Origin of the sequence: Brevundimonas sp. UBA7838, assembly GCF_002500885.1 — a bacterium.
Lineage (GTDB): Bacteria > Pseudomonadota > Alphaproteobacteria > Caulobacterales > Caulobacteraceae > Brevundimonas > Brevundimonas vesicularis_C.
Genome location: NZ_DLTK01000025.1, coordinates 18,656 through 40,771, shown reverse-complemented (window position 1 = coordinate 40,771; position 22,116 = coordinate 18,656). Strand labels below are relative to the sequence as shown.

The 22,116-nt window shown below is 66.4% G+C and carries 22 protein-coding genes; 11 read left to right on the top strand and 11 right to left on the bottom strand.

The features are described from left to right. The 8 genes from B3T77_RS01360 to B3T77_RS01325 form a co-directional block, all read right to left on the bottom strand. Window positions 1-413: response regulator (locus tag B3T77_RS01360; RefSeq protein WP_292076408.1), on the bottom strand; the 413-nt coding region annotated here is incomplete at its 3' end. Continuing rightward, a complete protein-coding gene (locus B3T77_RS01355; protein WP_292076407.1) occupies window positions 410-1,270 on the bottom strand; it encodes a CheR family methyltransferase in 861 nt (286 codons plus the stop codon). The genes B3T77_RS01360 and B3T77_RS01355, both read right to left, overlap by 4 nt. Next, window positions 1,267-1,722 carry a chemotaxis protein CheW gene (locus tag B3T77_RS01350; protein ID WP_039246217.1) on the bottom strand — a complete coding sequence of 152 codons (456 nt, stop codon included), beginning with the start codon at window positions 1,720-1,722 and terminating at the stop codon, window positions 1,267-1,269. Before B3T77_RS01350 ends, B3T77_RS01355 begins: the two co-directional genes overlap by 4 nt. Window positions 1,723-1,725: 3 nt before the next feature. Further along, window positions 1,726-3,972 (bottom strand): chemotaxis protein CheA, encoded by a 2,247-nt coding sequence (locus tag B3T77_RS01345; RefSeq protein WP_292076405.1) that lies wholly within the window; start codon window positions 3,970-3,972, stop codon window positions 1,726-1,728. Between the two features lie 29 nt (window positions 3,973-4,001). Next, window positions 4,002-4,367, bottom strand: a complete 366-nt coding sequence (locus tag B3T77_RS01340; protein WP_292076403.1) for a response regulator — start codon at window positions 4,365-4,367, stop codon at window positions 4,002-4,004. Next, window positions 4,364-4,639 (bottom strand): STAS domain-containing protein, encoded by a 276-nt coding sequence (locus B3T77_RS01335; RefSeq protein WP_039246221.1) that lies wholly within the window; start codon window positions 4,637-4,639, stop codon window positions 4,364-4,366. Before B3T77_RS01335 ends, B3T77_RS01340 begins: the two co-directional genes overlap by 4 nt. Further along, window positions 4,639-6,570 carry a methyl-accepting chemotaxis protein gene (locus B3T77_RS01330; protein WP_292076410.1) on the bottom strand — a complete coding sequence of 644 codons (1,932 nt, stop codon included), beginning with the start codon at window positions 6,568-6,570 and terminating at the stop codon, window positions 4,639-4,641. Before B3T77_RS01330 ends, B3T77_RS01335 begins: the two co-directional genes overlap by 1 nt. A 45-nt stretch (window positions 6,571-6,615) precedes the next feature. Further along, the gene (locus tag B3T77_RS01325) at window positions 6,616-7,293 is read right to left on the bottom strand and encodes a TorF family putative porin (RefSeq protein WP_292076396.1); all 678 of its coding nucleotides are present in this window, start codon (window positions 7,291-7,293) and stop codon (window positions 6,616-6,618) included. A gap of 351 nt (window positions 7,294-7,644) precedes the next feature. Between B3T77_RS01325 and B3T77_RS01320 the strand changes: the two genes are divergently transcribed. From B3T77_RS01320 to B3T77_RS01305, 4 genes are read left to right on the top strand one after another with little or no spacing between them, the layout of a single operon-like run. After that, window positions 7,645-9,039, top strand: coding sequence for a sensor histidine kinase (locus B3T77_RS01320; RefSeq protein ID WP_292076393.1), 1,395 nt, complete (start codon window positions 7,645-7,647; stop codon window positions 9,037-9,039). Continuing rightward, on the top strand, window positions 9,039-9,650 hold the full coding sequence (locus tag B3T77_RS01315) for a response regulator transcription factor (protein ID WP_292076390.1): 612 nt from the start codon (window positions 9,039-9,041) through the stop codon (window positions 9,648-9,650). Before B3T77_RS01320 ends, B3T77_RS01315 begins: the two co-directional genes overlap by 1 nt. A gap of 34 nt (window positions 9,651-9,684) precedes the next feature. Beyond that, window positions 9,685-12,174, top strand: a complete 2,490-nt coding sequence (locus B3T77_RS01310; protein WP_292076387.1) for a helicase-related protein — start codon at window positions 9,685-9,687, stop codon at window positions 12,172-12,174. Further along, on the top strand, window positions 12,171-12,446 hold the full coding sequence (locus tag B3T77_RS01305) for an RNA-binding S4 domain-containing protein (RefSeq protein WP_066554288.1): 276 nt from the start codon (window positions 12,171-12,173) through the stop codon (window positions 12,444-12,446). Before B3T77_RS01310 ends, B3T77_RS01305 begins: the two co-directional genes overlap by 4 nt. 32 nt (window positions 12,447-12,478) lie before the next feature. Here the strand turns inward: B3T77_RS01305 and B3T77_RS01300 are convergent, their stop codons facing one another. After that, the gene (locus B3T77_RS01300) at window positions 12,479-13,105 is read right to left on the bottom strand and encodes a YceI family protein (RefSeq protein WP_292076375.1); all 627 of its coding nucleotides are present in this window, start codon (window positions 13,103-13,105) and stop codon (window positions 12,479-12,481) included. 171 nt (window positions 13,106-13,276) lie between these two features. Here B3T77_RS01300 and fdxA point away from each other — a divergent pair, with 171 nt between their 5' ends. Both fdxA and B3T77_RS01290 read left to right on the top strand, forming a co-directional pair. Next, window positions 13,277-13,618 carry a ferredoxin FdxA gene (gene fdxA, locus B3T77_RS01295; protein ID WP_017505910.1) on the top strand — a complete coding sequence of 114 codons (342 nt, stop codon included), beginning with the start codon at window positions 13,277-13,279 and terminating at the stop codon, window positions 13,616-13,618. Window positions 13,619-13,918: 300 nt separating this feature from the next. Next, window positions 13,919-14,449: a CarD family transcriptional regulator gene (locus B3T77_RS01290; protein WP_055753908.1), complete on the top strand. Its 531-nt coding sequence runs from the start codon at window positions 13,919-13,921 to the stop codon at window positions 14,447-14,449. Between the two features lie 73 nt (window positions 14,450-14,522). On the opposite strand, the gene B3T77_RS01285 is transcribed toward B3T77_RS01290, so the two are convergent. Next, window positions 14,523-15,002: a DUF3617 domain-containing protein gene (locus tag B3T77_RS01285; protein WP_038294089.1), complete on the bottom strand. Its 480-nt coding sequence runs from the start codon at window positions 15,000-15,002 to the stop codon at window positions 14,523-14,525. A gap of 236 nt (window positions 15,003-15,238) precedes the next feature. On the opposite strand from B3T77_RS01285, the gene rpmB reads away from it, so the two are divergent. Beyond that, window positions 15,239-15,535, top strand: coding sequence for a 50S ribosomal protein L28 (gene rpmB, locus B3T77_RS01280; RefSeq protein WP_026108540.1), 297 nt, complete (start codon window positions 15,239-15,241; stop codon window positions 15,533-15,535). A gap of 109 nt (window positions 15,536-15,644) precedes the next feature. Next, window positions 15,645-17,369: a M1 family metallopeptidase gene (locus B3T77_RS01275; protein ID WP_292076370.1), complete on the top strand. Its 1,725-nt coding sequence runs from the start codon at window positions 15,645-15,647 to the stop codon at window positions 17,367-17,369. 7 nt (window positions 17,370-17,376) lie between these two features. Here B3T77_RS01275 and B3T77_RS01270 read toward each other — a convergent pair whose 3' ends face one another. Further along, a complete protein-coding gene (locus B3T77_RS01270; protein ID WP_066628713.1) occupies window positions 17,377-18,153 on the bottom strand; it encodes a transglutaminase-like domain-containing protein in 777 nt (258 codons plus the stop codon). 132 nt (window positions 18,154-18,285) lie between these two features. Between B3T77_RS01270 and B3T77_RS01265 the strand changes: the two genes are divergently transcribed. The 3 genes from B3T77_RS01265 to B3T77_RS01255 are packed head-to-tail and all read left to right on the top strand — an operon-like array spanning window position 18,286 to window position 22,031. After that, complete coding sequence (locus B3T77_RS01265; RefSeq protein ID WP_292076363.1) at window positions 18,286-18,873, top strand: biliverdin-producing heme oxygenase; 588 nt, start codon at window positions 18,286-18,288, stop codon at window positions 18,871-18,873. Continuing rightward, window positions 18,870-21,044, top strand: a complete 2,175-nt coding sequence (locus B3T77_RS01260; protein WP_292076361.1) for a histidine kinase dimerization/phosphoacceptor domain -containing protein — start codon at window positions 18,870-18,872, stop codon at window positions 21,042-21,044. The genes B3T77_RS01265 and B3T77_RS01260 overlap by 4 nt, the downstream gene beginning before the upstream one ends. Window positions 21,045-21,101: 57 nt before the next feature. After that, window positions 21,102-22,031, top strand: coding sequence for a DMT family transporter (locus B3T77_RS01255; RefSeq protein WP_292076359.1), 930 nt, complete (start codon window positions 21,102-21,104; stop codon window positions 22,029-22,031). Window positions 22,032-22,116 lie beyond the last annotated feature (85 nt).

Genomic DNA, 22,116 nt, shown 5'->3' with positions numbered 1-22,116 from the left:
GGCGTGTCGCCGCGGGCGCGGACGCGCGACCGGGCGGCGGTCTTCACCTTGCCGATCAGGTCGTGGAAGGCGTCGACGCTGGCGACCGCCGGCTTGGCCACCGCGTCCACGGCGCCGATTTCCAGCGCGGCCAGGGTCACGTCCGTGCCCGCCGCCGTCAGGGTCGAGACCATGACCACCGGCATGGGCCGCAGCCGCATGATCTTTTCCAGGAACTCCAGCCCGTTCATATTGGGCATCTCGACATCCAGGGTGAGAACGTCGGGGTTCAGGGCCTTGATCGCGGCGCGCGCCTCGATGGGATCGGCGGCGGTGCCGACGACCTCGATCTCAGGGTCCGACTTCAGGGCGGCCGAGATCAGCCCGCGCATGGTCAGGCTGTCGTCGACGACGAGGACGCGGACGGGGCTCATGCGCCCCCCAGGCGATAGGTGGTCAGGCCGGCGGTCTGGAGCTGGCTGGTCGCTGGGCCGGAGACTCGTTCTGAGTGACCTATGTAGAGGGTCGCGCCGGGGTTCATCAGCGGGGTGAACCGCTTCCACACCCGCTCCTGGGTCGCGTCGTCGAAGTAGATGACGACGTTACGGCAGAAGATGACGTCGAACTTGCCCTTCATCGGCCAGTCGCCGATCAGGTTCAGCTCCTTGAAGCTGACCAGACGCTTCAGCTGCTGGCCCGCAACCCACTGGCCGCGATCGGCGCGGTCGAAATATTTGCGCCACAGGGTGACGGGCGCGGGCTCCAGCGCCTCTTCGGAATAGACGCCGTCATGGCCCTGGACGACCATGTTGGGATCGATGTCGGTGGCCAGGATACGCACATCCAGCTCGGCCGCCTCGGGCAGAGCCTGGAGCACGGTCAGGGCCATCGAATAGGGCTCCTGCCCGTTCGAGCAGGCCGCCGACCACAGACGGACCCGGCCGCCGGCGCGGGCGCGCGCCGCCAGTTCGGGCATGACCCGGTCGCGCAGGTCGTCGAAATGGTGCGGCTCGCGATAGAAGCGGGTGACGTTGGTGGTCAGGGCCGCCGTCATCTTCTGACGCTCGTCCACGCCGTCCACGCCCTCGACCAGGGCGCAGTAGTCGCGGAAGCTGGTCAGACCCAGGGTGCGCAAACGCTTGGCCAGGCGCGAATACACCAGCGCGGCCTTGCCCTCGTTCAGGGCGATGCCCGCGTGGGCGTGCAGCATCTGGGCGATGTGGCGGAAATCCTCGGCGGTGAAGACGAACTCGCCCTCGACGATGGATCCCCGGCCGGCGGCGGCGGTCATGCGGCTTCGGCCTCGACTTGCGGCAGGATGTAATCCAGTTCGATCAGGCTGATCATGCGGCCGTCGATCGAGAAGATGCCCTTGACGAAGGTCTTGACCTGATCGCTGGCGACGTCGGGCGTCGGCTGGACCGAGGCCTCGCTCATCTGCAGGATGTCGGACACGGCGTCGACCAGCAGGCCGACCATGCGGCCGCCGATATGGGCGACCATGATGACGTGGCGCGCCGTCGGTTCCGAGGTCGTCAGGCCGAAGCGCGCGCCCAGGTCGATGATCGGCAGGACCGTGCCGCGCAGGTTGATGACGCCCTTCATGTAGCCGGGCGAGCGGGGCAGAGGCGTCGCCGGCGTCCAGCCGCGGATTTCGCGCACCGACATGATGTCGACGCAGAATTCCTGACTGCCGATGCGGAAGGCGATCAGTTCACGCTGGAGATCTTTGGCTTCGGTCATGGTTCAGCTCGCGAGCTTGAAGTCGGGACGGACGGATTTGCGGCGCATGTCAGTGACCAGCACATCGACATCCAGGATCAGGGCCACGCGCCCGTCGCCCAGGATGGTGGCGGCGGCGACGCCCTCGACCTGCTGGTAGTTGGTCTCGAGGCTCTTGATGACCACCTGGCGCTGGCCCTGGATGGCGTCGAACAGCAGGGCCGCCTGCTGGCCGCCTTCGGTTTCGACGACCACGGCGACGCCTTCGGTCGGGTTCATCGGCTGTTCGCGGAAGCCCATGATCAGGGCCACGTCGATCAGCGGCAGGAAGCGATCGCGGAAGCGGATGACAGGATCAACGCCGCCGACGAAATGCAGATCGACGGCCTGCGGAGTCAGGCTCTCGACGATGGCCGGCAGCGGCGCGATCAGCGTCTGTTCGGCGGCGGCAACAACCATGCCGTCCAGCACCGCCAGCGTCAGCGGCAGGCTGAGGGTGAAGGTCGAGCCCTTGCCCGGAACCGAGCTGATGGAGATGCGTCCGCCCAAGGCCTGGATCGAGCGTTTAACCACGTCCATGCCCACGCCCCGGCCCGAAATGTCGGACACGACGGCGGCGGTGGAGAAGCCCGGCGCGAAGATCAGATTGTCGATCTGTTCGTCGGTCAGGGGCGCGTCGGCGGCGATCAGACCCTTGTCGACGGCGATCTTCTTGACCCGTTCGCGGTTGATGCCGCGGCCGTCGTCGGAGATTTCGATGACGATCCGGCCCGAGCGGTGAAGGGCGGCAAGGCGCACCGTACCCTCGGCCGGCTTGCCGGCGGCGACACGCTCCTCGGGCGTTTCCAGCCCGTGGTCGATGGCGTTCCGCAGCATGTGCGTGATGGGTTCGGCCAAGCGTTCGACCACGGTCTTGTCGACCTCGGTATCCTCGCCGGCCGTGACCAGACGGACCTGTTTGGACACCATGTCGGCGACTTCGCGGACCAGGCGCGGCATGCGCTGGAACACCGACTTCACCGGCTGGGCGCGGATGGCCATGACGCTGTCCTGGATCTCGCGGGTCAGCAGTTCCAGGTCTTCGAGGCCGAGCGCGATGCCCGAGGAGCGGGCCAGACCGCTTTCGAGGACGCGCTGCGACAGCATCGCCTGCTGGATGACCAGTTCGCCGACGACGTTGATCAGGCGATCCACCCGATCAAGATCGACACGGATCGTCACCGGCGCGGGCGCGACAGGGGCCGAAGCCGGCGCGGGGGTCGCCGCCACGGGTGCGGCGACGGGCTCAACGACGGGCGTAGCGATGATCGGCACCGGGGCGGGCTCGGGCTCCAAGGCGGCGAAGGGCACAACTTCGGCCGCCGGCTCGGCGGCGCCGGAAGCCTTGGCCAACAGGGCGGCGATATCCAGATCGTCGCTGGCGGGCAGGACGGCGGCCGGTTCGTCGTCGAACGCGCCGATCTCGGTTGCGCCGCCGGCGTTAAGGGGCGTGATGGTCAGGTCGCAGTCGCTTTCGACGAAGTCGAAGACCTCGCGCACGGCCGCCTCATCGACGGCGGCGGCCAGATTGACGGTCCAGGTCAGGCAGCCGTCCTCGATCGACAGCGCGTCCAGCGTCGGCGTTTCGCTGTCGTCCACAACGACCGTGACCGGGCCGAGGCGGCCCAGTTCGCGCAGCAGCAGGCTGGTCTCGTTGGCGTTGACGTACATCCGGCCCATCGGCTTGAACACGATGCGCCAGCCGACCGACGGCGCGTGGGCGCCCAGGTCGGCGCCCAGATCGGCGATGGGCAGGGGCGCAGGCTCGTCCAGCGCCATGTCGAAGGCCATGGGGGTGAAGCCGAAATCGTCTTCGTCTTCCTCGACTTCGACCGGCGCGTCGCCGCCATGGGTCAGGACCTGCATTTCGGCGACCAGGGCGGCGGACCGCGCCTCGTCCACCGGCGGGATCAACCCTTGCGCGGCCTGGATGTGGTCGGCCAGCACATCGGAGGCGCGCAGTAGGGTCTTGATGGTGATCGCGTCGCACGGCTTACGGCCCGCACGCAGTTCGTCCATCAGGGTCTCGAAGACGTGGGCGAACCGGACCAGGGCCTCCAGGCCGAAGGCCCCTGCCCCGCCCTTGACCGAATGGACGGCGCGGAAGACGGCGTTGATCGTCTCCAGGTCGGTCTGACCCTGTTCAAGCAGCATCAGCTTGGCTTCCAGGTCCGCGAGCAGTTCGTCGCATTCCTGGAAGAAGGTGGCTTTGATGGCTTCGAAGGCGTCCATTAGGTCGAGGTCCGGCGGGCTTCAGGCGATCAGGCGGCGACGCGGCGGACGGCGTCCACCAGCTTTGCGGGGTCGAACGGCTTGACGATCCAGCCGGTGGCGCCGGCGGCGCGGGCGCGGGCCTTCTTCTCGATGTCGCTCTCGGTCGTCAGCACCAGCACCGGGGTCGTGCGGTGGTTCGGATCGGCGCGCACGCCCTCAATGACGCCGAAGCCATCCATGCGCGGCATGTTGATGTCGGTGATGATGACGTCGGCGCCCTTGGACGCCAAGGTCTCCAGACCGTCCACGCCGTCCACTGCCTGGATCACGGTATAGCCCGCGTCTTCCAGCGCCATCAGCAGCATGTCGCGCATGGTGCGTGAATCGTCGATCGTCAGAACGGTCTTGGTCATGCCAACGCCCCCTCGGTGTTGAAGTCCGGCGCGCCATAGGCCGCCCATTGTTCCGTCCAATATTGGGACACAGACCCTAAACTTAGGTTGACGCCGTCGGCCGCCCACGTCTTTCGCGCCGACAGCAGGATCTGCAGGCAAAGGCCACCCAGGCGCTGCACCGCAGAGGCGTCCAGGACCACCGGATGACCGCGCAGGGCCAGCAGTTCGGCCTTCAAGGGCTCGGCCGCATTCAGGTCCAGCACGTCGGACAGGATCAGGGTTTCGGTCATCAGAACTCCTCCCAACCGTCTTCGACGGCGGCGGCTTGAGGCTTGGGCGCGGCGCCGCCGCGGCCGATGGTTTTCAGCGCGGCGACCATGTGGCTGGAGCGAGGAGCGGGCTTGGCGACGGGCGCAGGCGTGCGAACCGGCGCGGGCGCAGCGGCGCGCGACGGCGAAGACCCGACGCGGAACTGGGCCACCGAGGCTTGCAGGCTCTCCGCCTCCTGGGCCAGCGAATGGCTGGCGGCGGTGGACTGCTCGACCATGGCCGCGTTCTGCTGGGTGACCTGGTCCATCTGGTTCACGGCGGTGTTGACCTGGGCCAGACCGACGGCCTGTTCCTGGGCCGAGGCCGCGATTTCGGTGACCAGGCTGTCGATCTCGGCGACCCGGTCCACGATGCGTTGCAGGGCCTCGCCGGTCTCGCCGACCAGTTTGACGCCCGAGCCGACCTGACCCGTCGAGGCCGAGATCAGGGTCTTGATCTCCTTGGCGGCTTCGGCCGAACGCTGGGCCAGGGCGCGAACTTCGGAGGCGACCACCGCAAAGCCGCGACCGGCCTCGCCGGCACGCGCGGCCTCAACGCCGGCGTTCAGGGCCAGAAGGTTGGTCTGGAAGGCGATCTCGTCGATGACGCCGATGATCTGATTGATCTGAGTGGACGAGCTTTCGATGACGGTCATGGCCTGGACGGCGTCGCGAACGATCACGCCGCTCTTCTCGGCGTCGCCGCGCGCGGCCTGGACGACGTCCGAGGCTTGGCGGGCGCCCGAGGCGGTCTTGTTCACCGTGGCGGTAATTTCATCCAGGGCGGCGGCGGTTTCCTCCAGCGAGGCGGCCTGCTGTTCGGTGCGGCGCGACAGGTCGTCGGCGGCCTGCGAGATTTCGCCGGCGCCCGAACGAATGCCCGAGACGTTGTTGACCACGACCGAGACGGCCTGCTGCAGTTGGGAGATCGCGGCGTTGAAATCCGTCTTCAGCTGCGCGGCCTTGGCGCTGAACTCGATGTCGATCCGGTAGGTCAAATCTCCGTTCGCCATGGCCGAAAGACCTTCGCCAAGAGCGCCGATGGCCTGAGCGTCCTCGGCGGCTTCGCGCGCCTTGTCGGCCTCGCGTTCGGCGCGTTCCTGCTCGGACATCGAGCGCTGCGCCAAGGCGTCCTGTTCGACGCGGACCTTTTCGATCGCGGCGTCGCGGAAGGCCACGATGGCCTGACCCATCTTGCCGAACTCATCCTTGCGCTCGGCGCTGGCGACCTTGATGTCGGTGTCGCCGGCCATCAGCTTTTGCATATAGCCGATCATCGTGAAGATCGGGCGCACGATGGAGCGCGTCGCGACGAAGCCCGCGATGAGGGCGATCAACAGGGCCGATATCAGGCCCACGATCGTGGCGATCAGCGCGGTGCGGCTGGCGGCGGCCTGAGCCTCGGTCGAGGCCTTGCGCGCCACATCATTGGCGCTCTTGATCTGGTCGATCGTGTCTTCGACCGGCGCGACGTAGTTGTCGGCCGTTCCGTTGCGGCCGACCATCTGAACGGCCTGGGCCGCGCGACCGTCGCGGACCATCGCAGAACCGGCTTCCACGACATTCTTGTACCAAGTCGCATTGCTTTCCACCGCCGTGTCAACCAAGGCGGCGCGGTCGGCGGGCAGTTCGCCGCGCAGCTCGTCCATGGCCGCCAGGAACTTGGCGCGGTGCGCATCGACGCGTTCGATATAGTAGGGATCCTGAGACAGAAGGTAGCCGCGGAAGGCGTTCTCCTGGCGCGCCATGTAGAACTCGGCCGTCGCCGTGGTGCGATTGACCTGGTTTTCCACCGTGCGCACTTCGCCGGCCTTCTCCAGCTGGAGCAGGCTCGTGACGACGACGACGCCCATGACGGCGATCGCCGCCAAAACGAGACCAAAGGCCGCGAACAGCTTGCGGCCGACGGGCATATTTTCAATCAACTTCAACTCAGCATCCCCCGGTGGATCGGTAACTCAGAACGAATAGGTGGCGGCGGCGACGAGGCGACCCTCATAGGGCTCGCCTGCGCTGTGGCGGTCGGTGTCGTACCAGCGCAGATCGACGGCCAAGGCGTCGGTCAGCTTCTGTTTGGCGCCGACGTTCCAGGCGTTGTAGTCGACACCGCCGTCGGCCATGCGGTTGGCGACGGCGGCCGAAATCTTTGTCTTGGCGGCGACGGAGACCGTGCCTTGAAGCTCCAGCCACCAGGCCTCTTTCGTCGCCGCGAAGCCGTCGGGCGAATAGTTGACGCGCAGGCGCGTCGCCACGGGGCCCAGCTTGCGTGAAGCGTCCGCCTGATATTCCCAGTAGTTTTTGTCGACGCCGGCGCGCGACCCTGGCAGGTCGCGGTTCATGACCCCCAGATCGAAGGTGAAACCGCCCGCCTTGGGTCGCCAACCGACCATGCTGACGATTTCCAGGTCGTAGCCTTGAGATCCGGCGGCGTCAGAGACGAAGACGCTGGCGTAGCCTTCTCCGAAGCTGGCTTCCGCCTTGGCGAAAGGCGCAACGTCCTGATTGCTCTTGCCCAGCCCTTTGCCGACATACTGGCTGGCGACACCGACATCGAGGCCGAACGATTGGGCCTGGGCGTTGATCGGTGGTGCGAGGCCTACTGCCGCGACAACAAAGAAGGCTGACGAACGAAACATGGTGATCCCTGAAGCTTCTGCATTCTGAAGCCCAAGGATGAGGCGATGATTAATATTAAATCTGAACCGGACCGTATGTAGGATTGCGTAACCCATAAGGTGTGTCGCCCAGCGTCCGAGCTGCGTCATCGGCGGGGGTGCGAGTCACTCCAAACCGATTTTGAGCGAATACGTATGTTCACGTAGTCAAAATGCGCCTATACAAAAGTTGTCAAAAAAGCGGCGACGCCCGCCAGCCTAAGGTCTCGCGAGTTTCCGCATCCCAATTCATACTCCGGTGAAATATACCCAGCGGCCCAGGAATAGCACGAAGACATGATCTTCAGGTCCAGGACATGGTGGAGCGGGGCCTTGATCGCGTGTCTGGCTGTTCTTGTGGCGACGCTGGTTCGCAGCGTGCTCGAACCGTTTGGAAACTTCTACTATCTGCCGCTGGTCCCGGCGGTGATTGTTACGGCTCTGCTGGCGCAAAGGGGGGCGGTCGTGCTGGCGATCCTGTTGGCCATCGGGGCCAATCTGTGGCTGGTGCATCGCGAAAGCGTGCTGGATGCGGCGACCAACGCCGCGCTTTTTGCGGTCATCGCCTGGGTCATCGCGGAGGTCTGTCGTCGGCTGATCGACGCCTTGGAACAGGCCCGCGCCCTGACGCGCGATCTGGCGCTGCGCGAGATGCTGCTCGACACCATCGTGGCCACGACGCCGATCGTGACCCTGGACCGTGAAGGACGCACGCGCCGCGTGACCCCGGCCGCCGCCGATCTGCTGCGTGTGGATCGAGAGGCGGCGATGGCGCAGCCTTTCGGATCGTTGCTGCCCGGCTTCGACGACGCGGCCCTGGCGAAGTCTCGCCAAGGCGGCGAGGTGCTGAGCCCATCCTCCGGCCCCTGGACGAGCGGGACTTTAGACACGCCCGGGCCGCCGCTGACGCTTCACGCCAACGTCCTGCCCGATGACATCGCTCCCGAACACATCGTTCTGACGCTGGGCGATCAAAGCCAGGCCGAGACGATCCGCAAGGGCGAGCGCGACCTGAACGACAAGCTCAGCAGCGTCTGGCGTTTGAACTCGATGGGCGAAATGGCCGCAACCCTGGCCCACGAACTGAACCAGCCGCTGACCGCCGCCACCGTCTATTTGCATGCCGGCCAGGCCGAACTGACCCGGCTGGGGACCGTCGCGGAAGGGCCGGCCAAGACCATCGATCTGGCCAAGACCCAGTTGCTGCGCGCGGGCGACATCATCCGGCGCATGCGCGAACAGGTCGCGACAGGTTCGCGGTCCTTCACCGAAGAGCGCGCCTCGCTGATCGTCCTCGACCTGGCGCCGGTCTTCGCCCTGACGGGACAGGACACCGACACGACGATCGCTCTGGATGTGGAAGAAGACGACGATCAGGTTCTGGCCGACCGCATCCAGATTCAGCAGGCGCTGGCCAATCTGGTGCGCAACGCCGTGGACGCCGTCATCGGACGCGAGGGCGCACGCGTGACGGTGACCGGCCGGACGCTGGGCGCGGACGGCTATGAAATCGCGGTGTGCGACAATGGCGACGGCATCCCCGAAGACAGAATCGACAGCATCTTTCACCCGATGGCGACGACCAAAGCCGGCGGCATGGGTCTAGGGCTGTCGGTCACGCGTTCAATCGTCGAGAGCCATGGCGCGACCTTGGTCGTCAGCCGGAATTCTCAGGGTGGAGCGACCTTTTCGTTTCGTCTGCCGCGTCCAACGGAGTCCGAAATCTGATGCGCCCGCACTCCGTTTTCATCATCGATGACGACCCCGCCATGCGCGACGCCCTGGTGCTGATGCTGCGCGGGGCCGGGTATCGGGCGCGCAGTTTCGTCAGCGCCGACGACTTCCTGACCAATCTGCCCGAAGACCGCAGCGCCTGCGTCATCACCGATGTGCGGATGCCGGGGCTTCAGGGTTCTGAGCTGGTCGGGCGTCTCAAAAGCCTGCGCGGCGACACCTGGCCGGTGATCGTCATCACGGGTCATGGGGAGGTGACGCTGGCGGTTCAGTTGATGAAGGCAGGCGTCGTGGATTTCGTCGAAAAGCCTTTCGATCCGCAGCGAATGCTGGACGCGGTTTCCAGCTGTCTGGCCTCCCTGACCAGTCTGGAGGCCGAGCGAATCGCGCGCGAGGACGCCAAGGCCCGACTGGACACCCTGACCCCGCGCGAGCGGCAGGTCTTCGACGCCCTGATCGACGGCTGTTCCAACAAGGAAATCGCGCAAAGGCTGGAGATCAGCCCGCGCACGGTGGAAATCTTTCGCGCCAAGGTGATGACGAAAATGCAGGCCGCGAACCTGTCCACCCTGGTCCGGATCGGAATGCGCGCCGGCGACGCTTGAGCCGGACGAGATTCGTCGCCACCTTAGTCTAGACATGAGCGACCGGTCCGCAGGCCTCGCCCCGCCCCGCGTGACTGCGGTTCTGGGGCCCACCAACACCGGCAAGACCCATCTGGCGGTCGAGCGGATGCTGGGTCACGCCTCGGGCATGATCGGCCTGCCGCTGCGCCTGCTGGCGCGCGAGATCTATGAGCGGATCGTCAAACAGCGCGGCGCGGCGGCCGTCGCGCTGATCACAGGCGAGGAAAAGATCGTCCCGCCGCGCCCGCACTATTTCGTCTGCACCGTCGAGGCCATGCCGCTGGAGCGATCGGTCGAGTTTCTGGCCATCGACGAAATCCAGCTGGTCGCCGACCCCGAACGCGGCCACGTCTTCACCCAGCGGCTACTGCACGCGCGCGGCCGGTTCGAGACGATGTTCCTGGGCGCCGGCACCATGGAGCCGCTGATCCGCCGCCTTGTCCCGGACGTGGAGATCGTGACGCGCGACCGGCTGTCCACCTTGTCCTATGCGGGGTCCAAGAAGCTGACCCGCCTGCCCCGCCGCAGCGCCATCGTCGCCTTCTCGACCGATCGGGTGTACGCCATCGCCGAACTGATCCGGCGTCAGCGCGGAGGCGCGGCCGTGGTGATGGGCAGTCTGTCCCCGCGCACCCGCAACGCCCAGGTGGCCCTGTATCAGTCGGGCGAGGTCGATTTCCTGGTCGCCACCGACGCCATCGGCATGGGGCTGAACATGGATGTGGACCATGTCGCCTTCGCGGGCCTGAGAAAGTTCGACGGGCGGCGCACCCGCTGGCTTTACGCCCATGAGATCGGCCAGATCGCCGGGCGGGCGGGCCGACATCTGCGTGACGGCACCTTCGGCGTCACGGCCGAGGCCGAGGATCTGGATCCCGATCTGGTCGAACAGGTGGTCGAGCATCGGTTCGATCCGATCGAGGCGGCGGAGTGGCGGAACGCCCGGCTGGATTTCGACACCCTGCCCGATCTGCTGCGTTCGCTGACGGTGACGCCGCAGCGTTCGGGGCTGAGCCTGACGGCGGAGGCGCTGGACGAGACCCTGCTGCGTCGTCTGATAAAGGACGAAGAGATCGCGCGCGTGGGGCGCTCGCGCGGGGCGGTCATGCGTTTGTGGGAGGCGTGCCAGTTGCCCGACTTCCAGAAGACGACGCTGGATGAACACGCCCGGCTGGCCAAGGACGTCTTCCACGCCCTGACCGGCAAGCGAGGCCGGCTGACCGACGACTGGATGGCGCCGCGCTTCGCCTTCGTGGATCGCGACGACGGTCAGATCGACCAGCTGTCGGCGCGGCTGTCGGCGGTGCGCACCCTGTCCTACATCGCCAACCGGCCGGACTGGGTCCATGACGCGCAAGGCTGGCGCGACAAGACCCGCGCGCTGGAAGACCGGCTGTCCGACGTGCTGCACGAACGGCTGACCGCCCGGTTCGTGGATCGCCGCACCACCGCTTTGATGCGGGCGCTGAACGTGCGCGAAGACACGTTTGCAGGCGTCGCCGATGACGGCGAGGTCACGGTCGAGGGACAGGTCGTCGGCCAACTGGAAGGCGTGCGCTTTCAGATGGAAAAGGGCTCTTCGGCCCTGGAAGACCGCACCCTGCGCCAGGCGGCCGTGCGTGCGGTGACGCCCGAGATCAATCGACGGCTGGGGCGTCTGGCGGCCGAGGCCGACGACGGTTTCTCGGTCACGCCGGACGGGGCGGTGCTGTGGCGCGGCGTGCTGACGGCGCAGATCAATGCGACGCCGCAGGGGGTCGATCCCTTTACGCCCTCCGTGCGCCTGCTTGGCGATCTGGGGCCGACGCCCGCCCGCAAGCGCGCCCAGCGCCGGATAGAGGCGTGGCTGGCGGCGGAAGCAGGCCGCGCGCTGCGTGATCTGCGACGGCTGCGTCAGGCGGTGGAGTCGGGGACATTGAAGGGCCTTCCGCGCGGCATCGCCTTTCGCCTGATCGAGGCCGGCGGCGTGATCGACCGGCGCGAGGTCGAGCGCGATTTAGCCGCGCTCAGTCAGGTCGAGCGCCGCACGCTGCGCAGTTTCGCCATCCGCATCGGGGCGCATTCGGTGTGGCTGCCCGGCCTTCAAAAGCCGCGCGCCCGCCATTTCGCCCAGGCCTTCGTCTCCGCGCCGCTGATCCCGGCGACGCCCGATCTGATCCCCGCGCCGGTGGAGCCGCCCTCGGCGCGTCTGTTGTCCGCACACGGATTACGATTGGCAGGACGCTGGCTGGCGCCGGTCGAGACGCTGGAGAAGATGGCCGAGTTGCGGGCCGCCAATCACGGTCGGCTGTCCGACGAGGCCCTGACCGATCTGGGCTGGCGCGCCGATCAGGCGAAACAGATCATCGCCGCCCTGAAGGTGGAACGCGCCCGCCTGCCCGACAAGCCGGGCGCAGCGCCGATGATCGTCAAGGACTCGCCCTTCGCGGCGCTGGCCGTCCTGACCGAAGCGCCGCCTGCGCGACCCAAGCGTCGTCGGCCGCGTCGAAAGGCGAAGGCTTGAACGAGAACGCCTGTCGCATCGACATCTGGCTGTGGCGCGCGCGGTTCGTGAAGACGCGTAGCCTGGCGGCCGGTCTGGTGGAGCGGGGGGCGGTGCGGCTGACGCATCAGGGGCGCGAGACGCGGCTCGACAAGCCCAGCCGGTGCGTTCACGTCGGCGACCTGTTGACCTTCGCCCAGAACGGACGCGTCACCAGCCTGAAGGTCGAACGGCTGGGCGAAAGGCGCGGGCCTGTCGAAGAGGCCCGCGCCCTGTACTCGCTTACGGTCTAAACGGCCTCAAGTCGCGCGCAGCGCGGCAGGCCCTACTTCTGAATGACGAACTCGCCTTCGATGTGCAGCTTCACCTCGTCGGAGACGGCCGGCAGGGCGTAGTTGATGCCGAAGTCCGAGCGTTTGATGGTCGCTTCGCCGTCGAAGCCGGCCTTGTATGCGCCCATGACGGTTCCGGCGCCGTTGAACTCGACCTCGATGGTGACGGGCTTGGTCACGCCCTTCAGGGTCAGATCGCCGACCACGGTCGCCTCGTTGGTGTCATCGGCGTCGACCGTGACCGAGCGCGAGACGAAGGTCGCAGTCGGATATTGGGCGGTGTCGAAGAAGTCGGCGGTCTGCAGGTGGGCCTTCAGACGGTCGTCGTTGGGCGCCACGTCGGTCAGCGGGATGGTCGCGGTCAGGGTCGAGGCCGAGGGGTTGGCCGGGTCCAGCTTCAGCACCGCCTTCACGTTCACGAACTGGCCCGTATAGGTCGACAGGCCGAAGTGATTGACCGACCAGGTGATCTTGCCGTGGCTGGATTCCAGATCGTAGGTCCCGGCGGTGACTTCGGCAGGGTTCTTGGTCAGGGCGGCCTGAGCCACGACCGCGCCGCCTGCGACCAGGCTGAGGGCGGCCGCGCCGGCGACGGCGTATTTCATAAAGGGGGTGCGCATGGGGATTTCCTGTCGATGGGGCGGATATGCAATCAATACAGTTGCGATTAGGCGCCGTTCTGTCAAGGCGCTGCGAATGGCTCTCGCCTTAAGCCGCGCTGTTGACAGTTGGTTGCGTGGCCGCCATGTCGCAGGCCTCCCGCCCACAGACCGACACCCGTTTTTCGCCCAATGACCTACATCGTCACCGACGCCTGCGTGAAATGTAAGTTCATGGACTGCGTCGAGGTGTGTCCGGTGGACTGCTTCTACGAGGGCGAGAACTTTCTGGTGATCGCGCCTGACGAATGCATCGACTGCGGCGTGTGCGAACCGGAATGCCCAGTCGACGCCATCGTGCCGGACACCGAGGACGAGCCGGACGGCAAATGGCTTCAGGTCAATGCCGAATACGCCAAGGTCTGGCCCAACATCACCGTCAAGGGCACGCCCCCCGCCGACCGCGAGCAGTACGAGCGCGAAACCGGCAAATACGAGAAATACTTCAGCCCCAAGCCGGGCAAGGGTTCCTGATTCAAGGACTGGCGGCGCTCAAGCCTTGCCGTATTTGCACGTCCGCCCTGTGGACGTTTTGAAATTCCGCAGATTTGTGATAGGTTCTGTTTCATTGGATCGGGCGGTCCGCGAAATCTTCGCGCCGCCCGTGTTTGCGACAGAATCCCGCCCTAGACGGGATCGGCCAGAGGTTTGGTGATCCGTTTCCGCTTTTGACGCCCAACATCATCCCCTCCGACGGAGCGTTCCGGCGGATGAGATCCTGTTTGCGTTTCCTGCGCCTTCGTTTCGCCCGGCCCTGACCGGGAAAGGACGATTATGACGAGCAAGACTGGTCTGGAGTTCAAGGTTGGCGACGCGGTCGTCTATCCGGCGCACGGCGTCGGCAAGGTGGCGGCGATCGAGACCCAGGAAGTCGCGGGCATGTCGCTGGAGGTCTATGTCGTGACCTTCGACCACGAGAAGATGACCCTGCGCGTCCCGACCAAGAAGGCCGTCACGGCCGGTCTGCGTTCGCTGGCCGCCGACGACGTCGTGACGAAGGCCCTGACCACACTGAAGGGCCGCGCGCGCATCAAGCGCACCATGTGGTCGCGTCGCGCCCAGGAATACGAAGCCAAGATCAACTCGGGCGACCTGATCTCCATCGCCGAAGTGGTTCGCGACCTGCACCGCGCCGACACCCAGCCGGAACAGTCCTATTCGGAGCGCCAGCTCTATGAATCGGCCCTTGACCGCATGGCGCGCGAAGTCGCCGCCGCCAACAAGATCGACAAGGACGCCGCCGTCGAGCTGCTCGCCAAGTCGCTCAGCGCCAAAAAGCCGATCCCGACCGCCGAAGCCGCCTAAGCTTCGAGTCTCGGACTAAAGAAAAGGCCCCGGAGCGATCCGGGGCCTTTTTTGATGCGTCGCCGAGCCGGGGTCAGAAGTATTCGGCATTGGCCGGGCACTGGGCGCTGATGCGGCGCGCGGTTATGCTGGCGGGGATATAGGGGGTGCCGCGCACGATCTGGGCGCCGCCACGGAAGCTGAAGCTGGTTTCCGTGTAGGTCCCATTCAGGCGGACAGCGATGCGACGGCCCTTGCGGTCCTGGCAGGTTCCCTCGAAGCGGGCATTGCCGTTGCCGACCACGCGGGTCGGATAGGTGCAGCGCCACTTGTTGGTCGACAGGCCGCCGAAGAATCGGTTGATCTCGCTGGGCCGCACGCACTTCTGCTCGGTGTCGCGCTGGCCCACCGCGCTGGTGGTGTATTCCCAATAGCCTGGCAGGACTTCGGACTGAGCTGCGGTCTGGGCCGGAGCGATGGCGGGCGAGGCCAGCATGAAGCCGCCGGCCATCACCGGGGCCAGGACGGCGAGCGCGCGCTTGGGCAGGCGGTCGATCAAGGACGGACGGGACATGAAAGCCTTCTGTTCTGCTTGGGTCTCTTTTGAGGTCGTCATCATATGGGCCATACAGGGCGGCATTTGAATGACGGCTGAACGAGGCGTGGGGACGATGCGTCCAGACTCGGCTTGACGCCGAACCGCCTCTTCCCTTATACGGCCCCCTCTCGCGCGGGCTGGTTCCCGCGCGCAACTGTTTCATGCGTCCTCTCCCACGCTCGGGCTGGACGCCGCACCTTAAGGATCTGACGATGTCGCGTCGTTGCGAACTCACCGGTATCGGCCCCATGGTCGGCCACAACGTGAGCCACTCGAACATCAAGACCAAGCGCCGCTTCCTGCCGTCGCTGAAGACGGTCAAGGTCACGTCGGAAGCCCTGGGCCAGACGTTCAGCCTGCGCATCTCGAACGCCGCGCTGCGCACCCTGGACTACAAGGGCGGCCTGGACGTCTTCATCGTCAAGGCCCGCGACGAGCAGCTGTCGATCGCCGCTCAGCGCATCAAGCGCCAGATTCGCGCCAAGCTGGCCGAACAAGCCGCCGCCTGATCGGCGACCGCGACATAGAGTTCTGGAAGAGGCCGGTGGAAGCACCGGCCTTTTTCTTTGCGCCATTGCCCGCTCGCGCTAGCCTGTCACCTCAGAGAGGGACGGCTTCATGCGCATCAAGATTTTGCTTTTGGCGGCAGCCAGCGCCCTGACGCTGTCGGCCTGCGCCACCGTCGCCCAGCCGGCGCCGACGCCGCGTGAATCGACCGCCTTCACTCTTGCCACCGATCAGCCGCTGACGCCGGAACAGCAGGCGATGCAGTTCGACAAGGCCGATTTGTCGATCAAGGTCCTGCCCGAAGACAAGGCCATCGACGCGGTCGCCGTGCTGGACTTCACCGCCAAGGCGCCCCTGACCGCTCTGGTCGTCGAACTGGACACCCTGCTGACCATCTCCTCGGTCCAGATCGACGGGGTCGAGGTCGCCGTCGATCGCTGGTCCAACCCCGAAGGCCGGCTGACAGTGCAGCTGCCCCACATGTTGGCCACGGGCCGGTCGGTAGCCCTGCGCGTCGCCTACGCCGGCCAGCCGCGCGTGGCGCCCCGTGCGCCTTGGGACGGCGGCTTCGTCTGGTCCACCGCGCCGTCGGGCGAGCCATGGATCGCCACGGCGGTTCAGGGCGAGGGCTGCGACATTTTCTGGCCCTGCATCGACAGCCCGCACGGCGAACCGGGCCGGGTCGATCTGCACATCACCGTCCCGTCGGCCCTGTCGGCGCCGTCCAATGGCCGCTTCCTGGGCAAGGTCGATCACGGCGACGGCTGGACCACCTGGAACTGGTCGGCGAAATCGCCCAACACCTACGCCATCGCCTTGAACGTGGGGCCATACGAAGAGGTCGCGGGCGACTACGCCAGCCGGTTCGGCAACACGATCCCGATGCGCTACTGGCATCTGAAATCGGACACCCCCGAACAGGTCCAGGCCCTGTTCGCCCAGTTCCCAAAGATGCTGGACTTCTTCGAAGCCACCGTCGGCCCCTTCCCCTTCGGCGACGAGAAGATGGGCGTGGTCGAGACCCCGCACCTGGGCATGGAGCACCAGACGATCAATGCCTACGGCAACGGCTACAAGATCGACGGGCGGGGCTACGACTGGCTGTTGCAGCACGAGTTCGCCCACGAATGGTTCGGCAACCAGCTGACCAATCAGAACGCCGACGACATGTGGCTGCACGAGGGGTTGGGGTCATACATGCAGCCGCTCTATGCCCGCTGGCTGCTGGGCGACCGCTATATGCAGCGCGAACTGGCCAACCAGCGCGAGGGTCTGATCAACAAATATCCCGTCGTTTCAGGCACGCCCAAGACCGAAGACGAGGTCTACAAAGGCGACGTTGGGCCGGGCAATGACATCTATTCCAAGGGCTCGCTGATCAGCCACTCCCTGCGGATGCTGATCGGCGACACCGCCTTCCATCAGGCGGTCACCCGTCTGGTCTATGGCCGACCCGACCCCCAGCTGGGCAATTTCGCGCCGTTGTACCGATCCACTGGCGACTTCCTCGCGATCATCAACGACGTCACGGGTCGGGACTACGGCTGGTTCTTCCGCGGCTATCTCTACAACGCCGCCCTGCCGATGCTGACCCAGACCCGCGACGGCGATGTGCTGAAGCTGGAGTGGACGACGGGCGACGGCGGTATCTTCCCCATGCCGCTGGAGATCGAGATCGACGGGCGCGTTCAAACCGTGGCCATGACCGGCGGGCGGGGCCAGATCGCGGTTCCGGCCGGCGCCCATGTCCTGATCGATCCGCAGAACAAGGTGCTGCGCCAGATGGACGTGATCGACGAGCTTCAGGCCTATAAGGCGGCGCAGAAGCCGAAGTAGCGGCCGGTCAGGCCTCGGCCACCGTCACCGACTGGCGCACCATCTGACAGCGCTCCTGCGTCGTCAGGAAGGCGATGTCCGCCGCATCGCGCCCGCAGGCGATCCGCACCAGACCCTCGACCGGCGCCAGGCCCGTCGGATCGACCAGCCACCAGCCGTTGTCGAGCCAGACCTCGAAGATGGCGTGAAAGTCGGGCGGGCTGAGTTGGTGGGCGAAAGCGCTGACCGCGCGCGCAGGAATGCCCGACGCCCGACACAGCGTCATGCCCAGGTGGGTGAAGTCGCGGCACACGCCGGCCCGGTCGATGAAGGTGCGCGCAGCCGTGGTTTCGGTGTCCGACACGCCGTGTTCGTAATCGACGTTCTCGGTGATCCAGTTCAGGATCGCCAGCACGCGCGCGCCGCCCGCCGTGTCGCCAAACTCGCGCGTCACGAAGCGGCCGAACTGATCCGACGGGCAATAGCGGCTGGGCTGGAGATAGGGCAGGACCTCGGCAGGCAGTTCGCCCCAGTCATGCTGGGACACGCTGGGCGGCAGGCCCTTCAGCACGCCGTTCTCGACCACCGCCTCATAGGTCAGCTTGACCTCGCCCTCAACGTGGCAACGCAGGGTCCGTGCGCCAAAGTCGACGTCCTCGTCTTCATGAAAATCGACAGGCGGGTCGAAGGTCAGAGTTTCTTCCAGAATGTCCTGGCCCGGCCAGTGGGCGACCTGGATCTTGTAGATGGCGTCCGTCGGCGGATCGAAACGATAGACGAGTTCGGCGCGGACGCGCAGTTTCATGAAAATCTGCCGATCAAAGGGAGATGAGAAGGTTGCTGGTGAACGCCACGCGGTCTGGGCCGTTCCGTGGTGGTCCGCGCCTTCTGGCCTGTGCAAATCGACAAGACAAGACAGTGTGTTAATCTGAGCCCCATGATCGCTTCCCCTGCCCTTCTCGCTCTTCGGGAAGCCACCGCCTCAGCCCACGAAACCCTGGAAGTCCAGGCCCGGATCGAGCCGCGTCTGTCGGACCACGCCACGCGGGCGGCGACCGTGGCGGCGTTTTACCGCTTCCATGCCGGACTGGAGCCGCTCAGTCATCCGCTTGTGGCGGGGTTGAACGCCGAACTGGACGCCAGCTTCGAACCGCGATCACGCGCGAACGGGATCGCCCAGGACCTGACGATACTGGACCAGCGCGTTCCTCCGCCGGCGCGCCCGGCTGCGCCCGCCTCGGCCGGCGAAGCCCTGGGCTGGGTCTATGTGGCCGAAGGGTCGATGCTGGGCGGTCGGATCATTCGACGCCGGCTGGCAGCCGAGGGTCGCGATCTGGACGGCCTCGGCTTTCTGGATCCTTATGGCGAAGAGACCGGCGCACGCTGGCGCGCCTTCATGGATTTGCTGGACCGGGCCTGCGTTAGCGGCCACGTCACGATCGATCGGGTGGTGAAGGGCGGCGTAGACGGCTTCGCCTTCGCCCACCGCACCTTGCAACCCCAGCCGCAGGAGGCCGCGGCATGACCGAGACGCTCGACCTGGCCGACGCCGCGCTGAATGAGTGCGACCGCGAGCAGATCCACATTCCTCAATCGATCCAGCCGCACGGCTTCATGCTGGTGCTGGATCTGCAATCCCTGACCCTCCGCCAGGGGGCGGGCGCGATCGAGGAGTTGACGGGCCGCAAGGTCTGGATCGATCGCACCGTCGCCGACGTGTTGGGCGATGTCGCCGACCGGGCCGTACGCGCCATGGCCGCGCATCAGGAGGCCGGCTTCGCCTGTCGTTGGCGCGCGACCAATCGTCTGGAATACGACGTCGTGGTGCATCGTACGCCGGGAACGACTTCTGGCACGATCAACGATCTGATGATCATCGAGGTCGAGCAGAGCTCGCAGCAGGCCCGCCTCGGCGTCGATCTGATCGCCAACCTGGACGCCGCCGGCGCCGCGCTGGAACGGGCGGTGACGATCCAGACGGTGTGCGAGCGGGCGGCGGACGCCTTCCGTCGCCTGACCGGTTTCGACCGGGTGATGATCTATCGCTTCCAGGACGACGAGGCGGGTCAGGTCGTCGCCGAAAGCCGCGCCGATGGGTCCGGCTCCTTCCTGAATCACCATTTCCCCGCCACCGACATCCCGCAGCAGGCGCGCGCCCTTTATCTGCGCAACCCCGTGCGGGTCATTCCCGACAGCCGCTATACGCCCCAGCCTCTGCGCCCCATCGCGCCTGGCGAGGCGCCGCTGGACATGAGCGACAGCGGCCTGCGCTCCGTGTCCCCGATCCACCTGCAATATCTGAGCAACATGGACGTTCGGGCCTCGGCTTCGGTTTCGATCATCGTCGATGACGCCCTGTGGGGGCTGGTGGCCTGCCACAACGCCTCACCTAAGCTGCTGCCCTATGAGTTGCGCGTGGGCTGCACGGCCCTGGCGCGTAATCTGGCGCGACAGCTGAAGTCCAAGACCGACGCTGACCTCTATCGCGAGCGCACGCGCCTGCGTCGGATGGAGGACGAACTGCTTTCACGGCTGTCGCCAGACCGGCCGATGCGAGAGGCGCTGGGCGAAAAGGCCGACGCCCTGATGCAGCTGACCAGCGCGGACGGTCTGGCCATCGTCAGCGACGGCGATATCCAGACCTTTGGCCATACACCGCCCAAAGACGGCATACGCGACATCGCCGCCTGGGCGGCGGGACGGCCGGGCCTGCGCCCCGTCTCGTCGCACAACCTGGCCTCGGTTCTGCCCGCCGCCGAGGCCTGGAAGACACACGCCAGCGGTCTGCTGGCGGTGACCCTGCCTCTGGATCAGCCGGTGTCGCTGCTGTGGTTCCGTTCGGAGGTGCTGGAAACGGTGCGCTGGGCCGGCAATCCCGCAACGGCGGAGAAGACTGGCCCCAACGCCATTCTGACGCCCCGCGCCTCGTTCGAGAGCTGGTCGGACACCGTCTCGGGCCGCGCGCACCGCTGGGGCCCCGCCGCCGTGGAATCCGCCGCTCGGCTGAGGGACGCGCTGGCCGACTACGCCGCGGTCCATCAGATCCGACGGCTGAACCGATCGCTACAGGACCGCCTGTCCGAGCGCGACCTGCGGCTGGAACAGCAGCAGTATCTGATCCGCGAGGTGAACCACCGGGTTCAGAACAGCCTGACGCTGGTGTCCAGCTTCCTGGGCCTTCAGGCGCGAGAACAGGCGGGCGGCTCGGCCGCGACCGCGCTGAACGAGGCGCGACGTCGCGTGCGCGCCGTCTCTGGGGTCCACAGCCGGCTGTATCTGAGCGATCAGGTCACGACCATCGACATGAGCCGCTATATCGGCGAGCTGATCGGCGATCTGGGCTCCAGCATGGGGCCCGACTGGGCCGCCGCCATCGAAACCGATCTGGACCCGGTCTGCATCGAGCCAGGGCGCGCCATCACCATCGGCCTGATCCTGACGGAACTGATCATCAACGCCCAGAAATACGCCTATGGCGGCAAGCCTGGTCCGCTGCGGATCGCCTTCCAGGAAGACGGCGCCTTCTTCCGCATGACGGTGGAGGACGAGGGCGCCGGCGGGCATCTGGCCGGCAAGGGGTTCGGCTCGATGATGATCAAGAGCCTGGTCGGTCAGCTGGACGGGACGATCGACTATCGCAATCGCGCGCCGGGCCTCAGCGTCGTGTTGCGAGCGCGGATCGATCCACTCCTGTAAGGCGTGGCGTGACGGCGCCTGTGGCGTCAGGTCGCAGGGCGTCGTAAGAGCCGGGCCATGTCCGCCCTGGCCTTTCGTCTCTCCTCGCGCGCCTTTGCGCTGATCGTTCTGCTGATCGCCGCCAGCGTGCTGGGCCTTGCGCCCATTCTGGTGCGGTTGACCGAGACGGGACCGGCGGCGGCGGGGTTCTGGCGGTTCCTGTTCGCCCTGCCCCTGCTGACGATCTTGGCGTCGCGCGAACCGGGCGGCGTCGGCGCGCCGTCGAAATGGGCGCTGCTGGCGGGCCTGTTCTTCGCCCTGGACCTCAGCTTCTGGCACTACGGCATCGTCATGACCTCGGTCGCCAACGCCACGGTGCTGTGCAACCTGACGCCGGTCGTCGTGACCCTGTTCGGCTGGTTTGTGCTAAAGGAGCGGCCGCACCGGCTGTTCATCCTAGCCTTGGCCCTGGCCATGGGCGGCGCCTTCGCCATGGCGGCGAGCGCGGACGGCGGACAGGGGACCAATCCATTGCTGGGCGACCTGTTCTCCCTGTCGGTGGCGGTCTGGTACTCGGGCTATTTTCTGGCGGTGCAGGCGGCACGGCGCACGGCCGGCGCGATGCGGGTGACCTTCTGGGCGACGCTGCTGGGCGCGCCCCTGCTGTTGATCGTCGCCCTGGCGCTGGGCGAGGCTGTCATCCCCGCCGGATCGGCCGGCTGGGCCGCCTGCGTGGCCATGGGCGTGATGCACGTCTTCGGCCAAGGCGGCGTGGCCTGGGCGCTGGGCAAACTGCCCGCCTCGGTCACGGCCGTGACCATCCTGATCCAGCCTGTTGTCGCGGGCCTGCTGGGCTGGTGGATCTTCGGCGAGACCCTGACGTCAGTTCAGGCCCTGGGCGGCGCCCTGGTGCTGGGCGCCATCGTCCTGGCGCAGCGGTCGCAGCGCACCAAGACCGTCCAAGCCGCCGAGACCAAGCCGCATGACGCATCAAACGGGCTCAAGTAGCGCGAGGCGCGGTAGCCCAAAAAGAACAAAACGGGCGCGGGAGAAACTCCCGCGCCCGCCTCTAAGCCTTGAAGGCTGGATCGAC

Bases quoted from the DNA above. Each gene is read 5' to 3' on its own strand.
- B3T77_RS01350 (WP_039246217.1), bottom strand. From the start codon at position 1,722: ATGACCGAAGCCAAAGATCTCCAGCGTGAACTGATCGCCTTCCGCATC.
- B3T77_RS01270 (WP_066628713.1), bottom strand. From the start codon at position 18,153: ATGAAACTGCGCGTCCGCGCCGAACTCGTCTATCGTTTCGATCCGCCG.
- B3T77_RS01315 (WP_292076390.1), top strand. From the start codon at position 9,039: ATGCGCCCGCACTCCGTTTTCATCATCGATGACGACCCCGCCATGCGC.
- B3T77_RS01255 (WP_292076359.1), top strand. From the start codon at position 21,102: ATGTCCGCCCTGGCCTTTCGTCTCTCCTCGCGCGCCTTTGCGCTGATC.
- B3T77_RS01340 (WP_292076403.1), bottom strand. From the start codon at position 4,367: ATGACCAAGACCGTTCTGACGATCGACGATTCACGCACCATGCGCGAC.
- B3T77_RS01355 (WP_292076407.1), bottom strand. From the start codon at position 1,270: ATGACCGCCGCCGCCGGCCGGGGATCCATCGTCGAGGGCGAGTTCGTC.
- B3T77_RS01265 (WP_292076363.1), top strand. From the start codon at position 18,286: ATGATCGCTTCCCCTGCCCTTCTCGCTCTTCGGGAAGCCACCGCCTCA.
- B3T77_RS01310 (WP_292076387.1), top strand. From the start codon at position 9,685: ATGAGCGACCGGTCCGCAGGCCTCGCCCCGCCCCGCGTGACTGCGGTT.
- B3T77_RS01325 (WP_292076396.1), bottom strand. From the start codon at position 7,293: ATGTTTCGTTCGTCAGCCTTCTTTGTTGTCGCGGCAGTAGGCCTCGCA.
- B3T77_RS01300 (WP_292076375.1), bottom strand. From the start codon at position 13,105: ATGCGCACCCCCTTTATGAAATACGCCGTCGCCGGCGCGGCCGCCCTC.
- fdxA (WP_017505910.1), top strand. From the start codon at position 13,277: ATGACCTACATCGTCACCGACGCCTGCGTGAAATGTAAGTTCATGGAC.
- B3T77_RS01330 (WP_292076410.1), bottom strand. From the start codon at position 6,570: ATGCCCGTCGGCCGCAAGCTGTTCGCGGCCTTTGGTCTCGTTTTGGCG.
- B3T77_RS01285 (WP_038294089.1), bottom strand. From the start codon at position 15,002: ATGTCCCGTCCGTCCTTGATCGACCGCCTGCCCAAGCGCGCGCTCGCC.
- B3T77_RS01345 (WP_292076405.1), bottom strand. From the start codon at position 3,972: ATGGACGCCTTCGAAGCCATCAAAGCCACCTTCTTCCAGGAATGCGAC.
- B3T77_RS01260 (WP_292076361.1), top strand. From the start codon at position 18,870: ATGACCGAGACGCTCGACCTGGCCGACGCCGCGCTGAATGAGTGCGAC.
- B3T77_RS01335 (WP_039246221.1), bottom strand. From the start codon at position 4,639: ATGACCGAAACCCTGATCCTGTCCGACGTGCTGGACCTGAATGCGGCC.
- B3T77_RS01275 (WP_292076370.1), top strand. From the start codon at position 15,645: ATGCGCATCAAGATTTTGCTTTTGGCGGCAGCCAGCGCCCTGACGCTG.
- B3T77_RS01290 (WP_055753908.1), top strand. From the start codon at position 13,919: ATGACGAGCAAGACTGGTCTGGAGTTCAAGGTTGGCGACGCGGTCGTC.
- rpmB (WP_026108540.1), top strand. From the start codon at position 15,239: ATGTCGCGTCGTTGCGAACTCACCGGTATCGGCCCCATGGTCGGCCAC.